Here is a 12,896-nt window from a genome sequence, read left to right on the forward strand (position 1 = left end):
CCGAGCCTCGTTCATGATAACTTACTGAGATTTTCATTCCTCGACGGTTCATTTCGTGAATCACAAAAAAACTCCCCATTTTTGGTCAGTATTCTCTTTCTTTCGAGGAGATTGTCAGGTTACAGGTAGAGAATGGGGGGATTTTACAACTTATGCTGACAGTAGCAGGCGACTTGACTGAAGTTTACGAACCGAGCACGCTTTATGTTTCAATCCACGCCTGCGTGTAGCAGGCGACTCCGAAACCGTCGCCTAATCCCACGCCGAAACCGTTTCAATCCACGCCTGCGTGTAGCAGGCGACAGCGTGCCCAATAAACACGTATTTAATTTGAGTTTTCTATACGATTTCCGCGAACTTATATAAAATTCGCTAAAAAAGAAGTAACATTTTTCTTAAGGCAGTCAATATCCTAATTACAGTCCCATTTGCGAACCCTCCGAGTTTTCATGTACACCTAGAGTTCGCGGCTGTAATTAGATTGAAAGGAAACCCTCTGGATCAAACGTTTGTTTTGCTCCAACATGTTCGACCTTCCCATGCCACTTTGAGCCCAAATGGTAAAACCTTATGCTATCAGTCTCCGGATTAATAGCAATTTTAAGTGAATGCTGAAGTTGAGCGAACTGATGGGGATCCAATAAACACTCGAATACTGAGTTTTGCACGCGTTGTCCATAGTTTTCGCACAATTTTGCTACATTTCTCAGTCTGCTTTGTCCAGATTGGGATTTGGTACTAACATCATAAGTAATAAGTACCATCATTACACGTATCACCTACTACTTCCAGAAGAATGGAGGATAGTCATCTAAATCCCCACGCATATACCGTGAGAGCAGCATTGATTGAGCATACGGCAGTAATCCCACGGGTACCTTTTCATCCAAATACGGATGGCGAATCTCATCTCGCTTTCGCTGCTGCCATTCCATTAACACAGTCTTGCGTGCATCATCTTTTAAAATAAAGGCACCCGATTCTTTCTGAATAAAGTCGTCAGGTAAAATTTGCTGGCGATTGATTAATGTTAAAGCTGTACGATCAGCCAAATAAACTCGGAATTCCTCCATCAAATCAAGTGCTAGGCTATTTCTACCCGAACGATCACTATGCAAGAATCCGATCTGAGCATCTAAACCTACAGATTCGAGTGCGTGCGTCGTGTCATTTGCCAATAATGTGTATAGAAAAGATAACAATGCATTTACACGATCAGTTGGTGGCCTTTTTACTCTACCAGCAAACGGAAAACACTCTTTTTTTACTAACACTTGCTCGGGAATGCAGGAAAAATAATATCGTGCTGCAAGACCTTCCACTCCACGTAGGTAATCAAGAGATTTGCTTTTCCGCACCTCTTCTAACTGTCGATTTAACTCTGTGATTGTTGCTGTAAGATGCTCAACATTCACACGATCTGGATAATCACGTAGCGTACGTTGAATTGATGTCTTTGCATTGAAGATCTTAGCATACAGAAAACGCTGAGCTAGCAACAGTGACTTTTCCTCATTGTCGCTCCAACGATATTGAGTGCGCCGTAAATGTACATTACCTTTGGTCGCACCTGTTACACGTGCTTTAAACTGTCCAGTCGGTGTTAGGAATACAAGAGAAACATTATGTTCGATACACAGATGCATAGCGTCTGGACTTACCCCTTTATAGCCGAACACGATGACAGACTCCAAGTTTAATATTGGAACCTGCAATTCTTTGACGCCATTCGCACTTATGACGAGTGTCTCACCTTTCGCCCTCAAATAAGCATCCGGCAAAGTCACATAGAGTGTATTCAGCAACCGCCTTATTCTTCATCACTTCCTATGTGTTTCATAATGTATTTAACAGCCGATTTTGCACCTACAGTGCTTAATTTAGGTTGGCATAGTTCCAAAAGTGAGCACTGCTTACAATGGGATTTATAGATAGCCTTAGGTGTTATCGCAGCATCATAATAGTGATGCATCATTTTATAGAGTGTTTCAACTCGCTGTCTGTAATCTGTAGTTAGTTCAATACGCTCTCGTTTGCGAGTCTCGGCGTAATAGAGAAATCCAATTGGAATCTCGACACTCAGCATTTCCTCTAGGCACATCGCCTCGGCACATAGTTGAACAATGTCCCTATCATCATACTTTGGCTTTCCTTTTTTGTACTCAATTGGGCAGACCGTCCAAGAACCTTCACGTCCATCCAACACAATTGTTTGAGACGTTCTTTTTTCCGCACGGCGAAATTCCACCATATCAGCTATCCCGCGTGCCCGCAGTTTCTCAGAAACTATAGGTATGGAACGCACAATTCGCAGATCACCACGCGTTTCGTCGAATCTTTCATCATGGACTCGCTCATGTACATGTTGTCCCTGCGTAGTTAGCACATTTTCCTGCCATTGTTGTTCGATGTGGATTAATGCCCACTGTCGCTGGCAAAAGGCGAAATGTTGAATACCCGAGATCGAGAGATAGTCTTCTTCTTTCTCCATAGCCCGAACATCCTATAACTTTTCAATCAGGGTCACTCCTTCTGGTACACTTCCTACCGTCACATCATAATCGTCGAAAGATCGAGCTATGTCGACGTTTGACTTCCGTTTAACACTAACTAAGTTAAACAATTTATGTGCCGGTGCATTTCCCAAAGATGACGAGTGCTCAAAAACTATCAATTTCTGCGTCGCCATTTTTCCACGCGATGCAGATCGATCGTGATCAAACATATTTAACAATGCGGTCCATAAGATTTCTAAGTCTTCCTCACTAAAATTGGTCTTTTGTGCAAGCGGTGCAGATATGAAACCATCCATTCGGTAGAGTCCATAAGGGACAATGCTTTTACGTCCCATTGTACGTTCTTTCTCAGCGTCTCTCTCATTTGTGACAGCCATTCGTGTTATTGTAACTTCTTGCGGAGAAATTGGATCGATACTTTTTGCAAAGCTAAATTGTACTGGACCTCGAACTTGACCACAATTTACCTCCATTGTCATTACAGCACCAAACGTGCGAATATCATAATATTTATTACACATCCAGCGAGCGAGTGTCAGTTGGTCGTCTTTTTTCTTTGCTTCCAATTTGTCTTTTTTTAATTCAATATTTGGATTGTTCTCGAACGCCTCCTTGTTGAGATTGTTCAAAACTACGGCTTCTTTTACATAGATATCAAAAGACGGTTCGCCGCCTTTTACAAGTTCAATATAATTGCGAACCTTTCGTTTAATACAGACGTCCGTAACCAGTCCACAACCAGTTTCAGCATCCATCCGAGGTAGATTCCCTGCATCGGGATCGCCGTTGGGATTTCCGTTTTCAACATCAAACAATAAAACAAATTCATACCGCTTTGCCAAAGGTGTTTTTTCGATCATTGATAAATCCCCCTATTCGTAGAGTTTAAATTAATTTTCTGCCTTTTTCGTAAAGAATTCTTGACGTTGATGATAATATCCGAGTGCAAACATCCCTTGTTCCTCCAACGTTAACCGCTTAGGAAACTGCGGTGGTAGCGTATTCATTACTTCCTGAATACGGTAGTCATTGTTTTTCCCCCATTTCTCGTCCTTAGCAATGTGATGCTGCGCCAGACTTAGTAAGCGAGGAAATACATTGGCGGGAGTTGCAGATGCTGCACCCCAGAACCGGTCTCGGATGGAGGCGTTAATGCTCTGTCCTAAAGCACTCTCCTGTGTGCGCTCCAAGCACGCGAATAGTCTGCCTAGATGATAGGGGATACTCTTGGATTGCTTATTTAATTCCATTGTAATCTCTCCTTCAAGTGGATTTTTATTGAAACGATAGTAGCGAAGTAAATATGCCTTAATCATAGCTGCGCGAACTGCACCGATTTTATACAATCCCTTCTTTGGTTCGTCGCCTTCAGCACGGATTCGATTCATAAGTTGCGCAAAGACAGATCGTGAGTAGGGCAACCCAAGCAGAAACGAACGCATCATTTGTCCCTCTATATTTGGAGATATATTACTCCAATCGTGCCCAATGGCGGTTTCACGGAGTAATTCTCGAATGGTTGGACTTCTTTCCAATCCAACGATAGACAAATCCTGATAGTGTCGCCATACACGTTCCCCTAGTTCACCTATAGTTCCGGTGTACCAAAAACGGATGGATAGGCGTGCAGCATTTGGTGATAGTCCTAATATGTAGAATGTTGTATCCTTATTTAAATCCGCAAATGTATCGTTGAAATGTTGACCTTGTCGAATGCGAGTGACAACACTTTTCACTCGAGTTCTGATACTGTCTTCATCAGACTGACCTGCATCCTCATCGAAATTCTGCAATAAGCTTGCCATCCAGTCCTGCTCTTTTGTGGCCAATGATTCTGCCCAAAAAACAACGGTTGTGTCATTCATCCGCACCCTGTGAGCAGGATCAGACAAGAATTTGTTTAAAACATACCCGTAGGCATCAGTTGCAGTCTTTGAAGTTGGCGCATTATAAGATTGCTCCCTCCCATAGGAACAAAATGATTCCTTATTGAAGGAAACGATTGCAGCGCCAGACGATTGGGCACCAGCAATATTTTTAATACTAGGATGAAGTCGGGCAATTTGATCTGTCTGCATCTTCTCACCAGTGATTAAACAAGTGAATAGAGTACGTTTTTCGGTTACATTATCAGCTACTCTGTTGTAATAGTCCTCCCACGCCAGTTGAATATCACGATTTTTGTGAAGAAACTGACCAGTAGGTGCATACTTTAAAACGCATAGCCCCCCATTGCTTAAAGACTTCAGCAAAGGCTTGTCAGCTAGTTGTTTAATTTGTTCTTCTAATTGCTCGTATGAAAGTTCCAGGAAAGAATGTAATGCCAAAATATCAGGCGATTTCGTCTTGATATGTTTTAACACATCTTTCCACAGCGTTCTCATTGCTTCTCTGTATGCCCATCCATGCTTGGCTTCCGGTAAAGCCGCACCAAATAAATAACTTGGTTTGTCACATAAGAAATATGGTTTGATTCCGGAAGATCGTTTCTCTTGCTTCGGTACAACATGTTTTATTTTACTAATTTTCCCATCCGCACTTTCCGGCTGAATGATTGCTACAACATGACCATGCTCATTCAACTGTACTTCAAATGACACGTCTACTGATGAATATTCTGCTCTTGGTATGCTTTCATTTTCGCTTTCCCTTTCTTGAAGCAACTGATGGTATCGATATAAAGACTGTAAAATCAACGGATTGCCTCCTCTAATGGGGGTACTTCGATAACCCCATTAATCATCTGTGCACGAAAGAAATGAGGAATGATTTCTTCTACTTGACCTTTGGAATTCACATGGAATGTCTGGTTCAACAGCATGTATCCCAAATCTATCTCACCAAAATTTGTGCTCTCGTAGGTATCAGTATCTTTGTTATCTCCCAACAACTCAAAGTTTGCAGGAAATTCCCGACAGCCTAGATAGGGTCGATGGAAACACTGTCCTTGTCGTGCGCGTCGCAAAAATATGTTGTAGTGTTTTTCTGGGGTATCTTCCTTTCCACACTGTTCTGTCATTTCAAAATGTGCCTCAATGACATATTGGACATTTTTCAATATTAGAGAAGCGCGCTGTTGTCGCTCTTCACTCACATAAATCGCCTTTTTTCTAGCTGAAGCTTTTGATTCCACCTCATTTCGACGGATATTTTCAAAATGGATTGGATTCAAAACGTGAATTCGATCAACTACCCAACGTATCGCAGGTTTCCAATGGATTGCCTCCAAGATACCGCGTGCAGCTGATGGTGTCATGACATCGTAGCTAACTCGTTCTACTTTCATCTCTGGTCTTGTGAAACATGCATAGTCTCCCCATACGCGTAGAGCAATTCCATAGCCCATTTAATCAACTCCCTTAAAATATGAGGGTCTCAATTTCAGTTAATTCAGTTGCCTGTAATAACCCAGACTGCGGATGGTAGTAAGACTTGTCAGTTAGGACCAATACACCTTCCACATTCTTTAGTAAATTCTGACGTTGGTATTCTATCAACTCATGTTGATAAATTTGCACGACATACGCTTGTAATTGACGCAATATACTTAACGGATAATGTGCTTCAGCAAGCAATTTAATCAAATGTTCAGCTACCGGATCGTAAGGAACGACAACGGCTTGCATATTTTCTTCAATAAACATGAACCGATCTGCAATATCCTGGTAGGGAATTTCAAAATTTCTGTTTTTGGATTTTAATAGACTCATAATCCCTTCCGAATCAGTCACCTGTTCCATCCGACCATCACTTATGCCATGAATGCGTTCAAAATATTTCTGGATGGAAGACAAGGCCAACGGGGGTTGCTTGCAATACTCAATCGTGTTTTGTGCTTCCGTAGCTGTCTCCTTTATCCAACCTCTTGAGGGCATTCCATGTTGTTCCGGAAAAAACACTCTCACGATACCAATCTTATCATGACCCTCGCGGTTGCATCGTCCAGCCGCTTGTGCAATCGAATCTAATCCCGCATAAGCACGCAGCACAACTGGAAAATCAATATCTACACCTGCCTCTATCAGCTGTGTTGAAACTAATCGGCAAGGTAATTTCATATATAGCCTTTGGCGAACTTCATTTAAAATAGTAGAACGATGTTTTGCACAAAGTCGCCCGCTCAGGTGATAGACACCCTCTAAACCTCGTTCCTTCAACTGATCAAACAATAGCTTTGAATGCCTACGGGTATTCACGATGCAAAGGACTTGTAGTGAATCCTTCATCCATTCAACAATTTGCTGATCAGGGATAATCTCAGTATTACAGCCATATACGTGCACTTCGACACGTTTGAAAGCTTCCACCAATTCGTTAGGAGATGGGTAATCCATGATCTCCGTCACTTGTATACCTAGACCAGCCCAAGATGGTTGAGTTGCTGTACAAAGCACAACAGAGCATCGATAAGAAACGATTAGTTCTTCAAGTGCGTGCAAACAGGGCTTCATATACCCTCTTGGAATGCTCTGTGCTTCGTCGAGAATGATAACTGAGTTTACAATATTGTGCAATTTTCTGCATTTACTGCGTTTATTCGCAAACAACGATTCAAAAAATTGTACAGATGTCGTGACCACCACAGGTGCATCCCAATTCTCGGTGTTCAATTTCAGACGCCTAATTTCGTCTTGATCATAATTTTCTTGATATTCATCGTAGTTGAAGTTACTGTGATGTTCCAACACTGCATCTGGACCGAGTGCTTCTCGGAATTGCTGAGCATTTTGTTCGATTATGCTTGTAAAAGGAATGACGTAAATGATTCGCCGTTTATCATATAGGTGCGCATGTTCTAAAGCAAACGCCAATGAAGACAAAGTCTTACCACCACCTGTTGGCACGGTTAAAGCAAACATTCTTGGTGAAAGTTTTGCCTGTCGTTCACATGCTGAGAGAATTTGCTGGCGTAACTGATTAATTCGCGTATCTGCGGCATGCTTAAGCTTTTCTGACATAAACGATCGAAATCTCATTTGTAAAACAGCAATAGATGGGGCTTGCCTTTTACTCATTGTATTTTCCACTGGATTACAATAATTTCTTGTATCTACCGAATCTGCATCAACTAAACACGAGTAGAGCATCCGACCAAGAAATTGATAACTCCACGCAGGATATTCTCTGTTCCAGCGCTGAACAAGAGCATTTTTTTCTGTATCAAATGCTTGTTTAACAACTTCCACTTCCTCCCAAGCTGATGACCAAGAAGGAATATCTTTTTTCATTAGGCGATTTAAGAGAGTTCCCTCTTCAGCAACAGTGCCATGATTCTTTAATCCGCCATGATGACCAGAAATCACATGTGCAAGGAGTCTGGCTAAATATCGATCTAAATGAGTTGTACCCAAATAATCTCGTACGGTTTCGCTTTTGACAATCCACTGCGCTCCTGCAGTTGAATGGTCAACGCGAACGTGTTCACCCCTAATACGCTTCTGAAATATATGAGAATACTTACCGATATCGTGTAATATCCCTGCTAGGTACCCCAAATATCCAACTCCAAAAACCTCTGCATAACGCATGCTAAGAGTGGCTACCCCTTCAAGGTGATCCTTTAACTTTTGATATTGCCCGTCTTCTCTAGTATGCGCATAGAAATCCACGATGTAAGCGCTCCTTGCTATATAAATCATAAGCTAGTAATTATTTACACTATACAAACCAAAAATCCTGCATGATTTCTATTTGAGCGTTTTGCAGAATTAAATTTTTGTTAGAAGCGAAAAATAAACTCTATTGCAGGACAGCAAAACAGGCTTACAAATAATAGACGCTGGTCTCTCGAACGCCTTTGTATAAATTCTATATTTTTGTTATAAAAACAATTATTTCTTTTACACTGTCGTCATCTGTCGTTCAAGATGATTCAACTCTAGCACTGATACAAGTAACACGATCGCGTTGATGGGCATGGAATTGTCAAATTTAGTTTAGCCCCGAAACTCGTAACACCAGTTCATGGCTATGCTTGGGGATTGGGATGAAGTTAGGGGAAAGGTGTGGATTTTCCAGTCGTACTTTTCTGGAAAATACGACCTGACCTTGGCAAACTAGACCCTTAATAAAAAGGTAAGCCCCCTGGGGTTAGTCATGGATAGTAAGCTGAACGTAAGTGAAGCCGAAATCCCCAGAAGGTATGGAAATAGACAAAAAGCAAAGGCTGTCTTTTAATGAAGTAGATAAGAGTAGCAGAGATGCCAATATGTCATGACGCAAAAGCGTGCTGACTGGTCCAAGGTTATCCAGCTAAGAATCCTGTAGCATGAGACAAAAGGGTGACCTGTCATGAACCGAAAAGCCGTACAAAAAGACGAGTCAACAGGCTGCACTCATAAGAGACATCGAGAAGTTTGCCAGGATAGAATCATGGAAACGTGGTGGTGCTCCGTTGAAAGTGTGGATACAACGAATCGAGAATGTAGGAATAAGGCGATTCGGGGTGAGCTACATGACACAGAAGTACGACAAGGAATTCAAACGTCATGCAGTTCAATGGGCTTTCGAGAGTAGGAAGCCGGCGAGCCAGGTAGCTCGGGATCTGGGCATATCGCAAAAGAAGTTGTATGGATGGATGGCAAAATACAAGGAGGATCCTTCTACCCCGTTCGTCAGGAGCGGGAACCTTAAGACGGAAGCGAAGATTTTACGAGACCTGGAGCGGGTACACTCATCCATCGGCTATCTAACGCCAGTTGAATACGAAAGAAGATATTTCCAATCTGGAGTTTCTGCTATATTGACTTAATACCAAGCTGTCCAACAGCGAATATGAAAAAGCGAAGGTGATGAACCCTCGCCAAGGCTGTCGAAAAATGAGCGCTATGAGTGGTCTTTTTCGACAGTCTAAAATTTTTGCTTCAATTTTCAGTTAAAGTAACGATATATCTTGATACTGTTTGCGAATTCTATTATTTGTTTCTTGTTCATTTGAGAAGCAAAAATAAGCCATTGTCCACCGTAATTGAAATACAATACGGTTTCGTTCGATTGTGAAAATACATGCATAATTTGTCCGGATTTTAATCGGTATTTTTGTCCCATTGGTAGATTTACAAATTTCAAGGGAACTTGAGCTATTTCCTAGCAGCATGGTAGACTGGATAGTCAAACTACTGGCAAACTCGTCAATGCCAGTTCACTTATCCGTCACATCATCAACTTTGCTTCGTGTTTAATCCTTGGCTCTTGGTAAAGTTGTTAAAATCATCTCCGAAGTCCCATACGCTTTGTCCGTGTGGCCATAGCCAAGTATCAATCCTCGAAACAACTCACTCTGCCGCAATAAGTCGTGATCCGCATGATAACTGCTTACATGAACCGCCTCGTCCGATACTGAGTATCGTCGAAATACGGGAGCAGACAAAACTGCGGAATGTTGCACAAATGTCCATCCGGGCAAGGTGTCCGTTCCATTTACAACACTGTGAATATGATTGTGTCCATTCAGATAAAGCCCCTCTGGGGACAGTTTGGCTAATTTATGAAGCACTTCTCGACTGTTGTCAATGGACATCATCTCGTGGTCAGATCCCGCTGTAGTCTGTGCAATGGGATGATGCCCGCAGACGATGGTGTATTGATTTTTGGAGCGGCTTATCTCATCTAACCAATCGAGTTGTTCTTCGTCTACCAAGCCGCCCCAGTTATCGTAGGATGATTCTTTTGTTGTATCCAGATATACAATGCGCAGATTCGGGAATTCATCCACTGCATAGCGAGGGCTGTCCGTCTGCCTTAAAACGTCCTCTTTCGATTGACGAAGTGTGTCATGGTTCCCCAGAATGAAACGGAATTGGCGGTCGTATTGTTTGGATAATTCAGAGGTTGTTCTCAGGACAAAATCCCATTCTAGTGGGTTGCCCCAATGGGTGACATCTCCGAGAAGAATGTGTACATCCGCATCCAGCGTGAAAAATTCACGAAACAGCTGTCGATAGTAGGCATCGCGTATGAAAGCATGCTCATTCGGAATTTCATTGCAATAATGCGCATCTCCCATGACAGCAAGGCGTATTGTACGGTTCATTTGGCTTCACCTCTTCTAATTCACATCGGTCTAATCAGTCCATTTTTTCGCCTCAAAGCACGGCGCCGTCCGTTAAACAACTATTTCCTCTCAGGGAGAAAAGACGGCACAGTCTGCTATCAACAGAATTAGTTTCTCAGTGCACAAATTAGGTGCCCGTCGATATGGAAACTGTTAACGATGTTGTATTGTCATCCACCTCTCTCGAAGTTTCTTCGAGCGTCCGCCGCTTGGTTTCGGGCAGCAGTATCAATGTGAGGATTGCAGCAATAACAGCCAAGGTTGCTAAAAATCCAATTGCCACTGCTTCACCCCAGATTCGAAATAGAGCAGGGAAGACAAAGGCTGTTAAGGATGCCCCTAGTCGACCAGAAGCAACCGTAATTGCTTGAACAACGCTTCGAATCTTTGTTGGCGCCAACTCAACCCCGAGCATACCGGAAGCGGAGACAGAACCCGGTCCAGCTTGAGACATCAAGTTTTGTCCGCCATACAGCAACAAACCGATTAAAGGTACGGCAGTTGCCTCACCCTTCAACATACTAAACAAGCCTAAAGCGGCAGCCATACCGATAAACCCAAAAACTTGGAGTGGTTTCCGCCCCCAACGGTCAATCAGTAAAATGGCAACAATGGCCCCTGGAACGGTAAATGCAAGCTCCATAACCAGTTGAAAACTCCCGGCGGTCAGGCCAATCCCCTTCGCGATAAGCGACGGACCAAAGAGAATTCCAGAATACGCGACAATGTCGAAGAGAAACCATAGCACGCACGCTGCAAAGATATTTTTACGGTTTTTAGCCCAATAGAATCTTGCTGCTTGTCGATCTTCTAACTTGTCTCGACTGACAACATTGTTCGCCACTCCGCCAGTAACTTGCAAGACTACCTCTTGTAGCCCCGCAAAATCCCCTTTCATCCTCGCCAAGAACCGAGGAGTCTCTGGCAATTTTCGGCGTAAGTAAATGACCGAAGCTGCAGGAACCGCGCCAAAGCCTAAAACAATGCGCCAAATGAGCGCATTCGGCGCATGAAACACCTGTAAAACCATGTATAGAATGGCGGCAAATGTAGCGCCAATTCCCCACGTCAGTCCGAAACCAATGGCGATACTTTTTCCACGATCTCGAGAATTCGCATTTTCACCCATAATTAAAGGAGATAGTACATAATCCGCACCAATCCCTATCCCTAAAATGAACCGCACGACAATCAATTCGGGTACGTTGCTGACAAACGCTTGTGCCAAGGATGCTAAGGCAAGCACTAACACATCAAGTCCATAAAATGTCTTTCGACCTTTGTTCGCGAGCAGTCCAAAGACAATCGCACCTAATGCAGCACCGATAAGAGCGCTACCCGCCAGCAGAGAACTTTCAAGTCCAGTCAGACTTTTGACGTTAAAAGATAATAGTACCAAGGGTAGCACAATTCCGATAGAGGATAAGTCATAACCGTCCGTGAACACACCCATACCTGTCGTGAAAATGGACTTGAGATGAAACTTGTTGAACTTGGCCCGATCCAACCTTTCAAAAAGCCCCGTGCCATCCATCCGAATAATCCCCTCCCAATCTTCACAAAACTAAATCTCTGAATATGGAAGCCAAAGACATGCTCCTAATTCACGCACACAATACTGCCATTTCGTTAAACCGCCGTGAAGAAACCATGAAGGCAAAGTGAACGTTTGATAAAGAATCTGTAAACAGCGAAAATTGCGCAAACATAGAAGATTCTCTCGGTCATCATAACGACCATGGACTACCTAGCTTGATTAGAAAACAGGCTAGGTAGTCCATGGTTTAAAAACGGATCGCAAAATAACCAGTGCTCAAAACAACTTTTCAAGTTCAAGCTCATTGTGGATGGGTATGTCTCAGTACCCCTTTTCAGGAAATGTCGATTTCAATTTCTGCGCTTCATCAATCGCATGATGAAAAGCCTCCATTGTGCTTTACCACCCCCGATTTCAAGTGCGTCAGATTTAGCCACGTTCTAGCGATAGTTCTTCCACCGGAATCTCCAAGCGAAGGCGTGACGATGGTCTCTTGTCTGCAGGCATGCGTTTTGCACCGAGAGCATCCCATTTAGCGTAGCGCCGTTGGCAGCAGAAACTTCAACTTCTTTTTCGTGGCAGACATGAACCGGTGGCTGACGCTGCTTTTGCTCGTGCCAGGGAACTCCCATTCCTCTCCGACCGACTCTGACCGTATGCAGGCTGTGAACCTTGAATTACTGATGTAGCAACTCTACACAGAAGTCTACCAAAAGGAAGGTATTCCACCCTCCCAGGCTGTTGAAACCTCATTCTTTATCCTTTTTTAGGATGATATGGTGTCCAAAAC

10 protein-coding genes are annotated in these 12,896 nt (G+C 43.0%); 1 reads left to right on the plus strand and 9 read right to left on the minus strand.

Annotated features, from left to right (window positions below; genetic code table 11):
- Positions 1-476: 476 nt before the first annotated feature.
- From cas2 to cas3, 7 genes are read right to left on the minus strand one after another with little or no spacing between them, the layout of a single operon-like run.
- Entirely contained in the window at positions 477-767 is a 291-nt protein-coding gene (gene cas2 / locus ACOJUR_RS10930; protein ID WP_072875484.1) for a CRISPR-associated endonuclease Cas2, read from the minus strand.
- A 15-nt stretch (positions 768-782) separates the two neighbouring features.
- Complete coding sequence (gene cas1c, locus ACOJUR_RS10935; protein WP_420950545.1) at positions 783-1,814, minus strand: type I-C CRISPR-associated endonuclease Cas1c; 1,032 nt, start codon at positions 1,812-1,814, stop codon at positions 783-785.
- The gene (gene cas4, locus ACOJUR_RS10940) at positions 1,811-2,491 is read right to left on the minus strand and encodes a CRISPR-associated protein Cas4 (RefSeq protein ID WP_420949998.1); all 681 of its coding nucleotides are present in this window, start codon (positions 2,489-2,491) and stop codon (positions 1,811-1,813) included. Before cas4 ends, cas1c begins: the two co-directional genes overlap by 4 nt.
- 12 nt (positions 2,492-2,503) lie before the next feature.
- Positions 2,504-3,376: a type I-C CRISPR-associated protein Cas7/Csd2 gene (gene cas7c / locus ACOJUR_RS10945; protein ID WP_420949999.1), complete on the minus strand. Its 873-nt coding sequence runs from the start codon at positions 3,374-3,376 to the stop codon at positions 2,504-2,506.
- A gap of 30 nt (positions 3,377-3,406) precedes the next feature.
- The gene (cas8c, locus tag ACOJUR_RS10950; RefSeq protein WP_420950000.1) at positions 3,407-5,212 is read right to left on the minus strand and encodes a type I-C CRISPR-associated protein Cas8c/Csd1; all 1,806 of its coding nucleotides are present in this window, start codon (positions 5,210-5,212) and stop codon (positions 3,407-3,409) included.
- On the minus strand, positions 5,209-5,862 hold the full coding sequence (gene cas5c, locus ACOJUR_RS10955) for a type I-C CRISPR-associated protein Cas5c (RefSeq protein ID WP_420950001.1): 654 nt from the start codon (positions 5,860-5,862) through the stop codon (positions 5,209-5,211). The genes cas8c and cas5c overlap by 4 nt, the downstream gene beginning before the upstream one ends.
- Before the next feature lie 13 nt (positions 5,863-5,875).
- A complete protein-coding gene (cas3, locus tag ACOJUR_RS10960) occupies positions 5,876-8,125 on the minus strand; it encodes a CRISPR-associated helicase Cas3' (RefSeq protein ID WP_420950002.1) in 2,250 nt (749 codons plus the stop codon).
- A gap of 845 nt (positions 8,126-8,970) precedes the next feature.
- Between cas3 and ACOJUR_RS10965 the strand changes: the two genes are divergently transcribed.
- Positions 8,971-9,267 carry a transposase gene (locus tag ACOJUR_RS10965; protein WP_420950546.1) on the plus strand — a complete coding sequence of 99 codons (297 nt, stop codon included), beginning with the start codon at positions 8,971-8,973 and terminating at the stop codon, positions 9,265-9,267.
- 426 nt (positions 9,268-9,693) lie between these two features.
- Here the strand turns inward: ACOJUR_RS10965 and ACOJUR_RS10970 are convergent, their stop codons facing one another.
- Complete coding sequence (locus ACOJUR_RS10970; protein ID WP_420950003.1) at positions 9,694-10,548, minus strand: metallophosphoesterase family protein; 855 nt, start codon at positions 10,546-10,548, stop codon at positions 9,694-9,696.
- A gap of 148 nt (positions 10,549-10,696) precedes the next feature.
- Positions 10,697-12,103, minus strand: a complete 1,407-nt coding sequence (locus tag ACOJUR_RS10975; protein WP_420950004.1) for an MFS transporter — start codon at positions 12,101-12,103, stop codon at positions 10,697-10,699.
- Positions 12,104-12,896 lie beyond the last annotated feature (793 nt).

The organism is Alicyclobacillus tolerans, assembly GCF_048984885.1.
In the GTDB taxonomy this organism is placed as follows: Bacteria; Bacillota; Bacilli; order Alicyclobacillales; family Alicyclobacillaceae; genus Alicyclobacillus_I; species Alicyclobacillus_I tolerans.

What these genes read in the sequence shown, in the direction of transcription:
- cas7c (WP_420949999.1), bottom strand. Translation starts at nt 3,376, where the DNA reads ATGATCGAAAAAACACCTTTGGCAAAGCGGTATGAATTTGTTTTATTG.
- cas5c (WP_420950001.1), bottom strand. Translation starts at nt 5,862, where the DNA reads ATGGGCTATGGAATTGCTCTACGCGTATGGGGAGACTATGCATGTTTC.
- ACOJUR_RS10965 (WP_420950546.1), top strand. Translation starts at nt 8,971, where the DNA reads ATGACACAGAAGTACGACAAGGAATTCAAACGTCATGCAGTTCAATGG.
- cas2 (WP_072875484.1), bottom strand. Translation starts at nt 767, where the DNA reads ATGATGGTACTTATTACTTATGATGTTAGTACCAAATCCCAATCTGGA.
- cas4 (WP_420949998.1), bottom strand. Translation starts at nt 2,491, where the DNA reads ATGGAGAAAGAAGAAGACTATCTCTCGATCTCGGGTATTCAACATTTC.
- ACOJUR_RS10975 (WP_420950004.1), bottom strand. Translation starts at nt 12,103, where the DNA reads ATGGATGGCACGGGGCTTTTTGAAAGGTTGGATCGGGCCAAGTTCAAC.
- ACOJUR_RS10970 (WP_420950003.1), bottom strand. Translation starts at nt 10,548, where the DNA reads ATGAACCGTACAATACGCCTTGCTGTCATGGGAGATGCGCATTATTGC.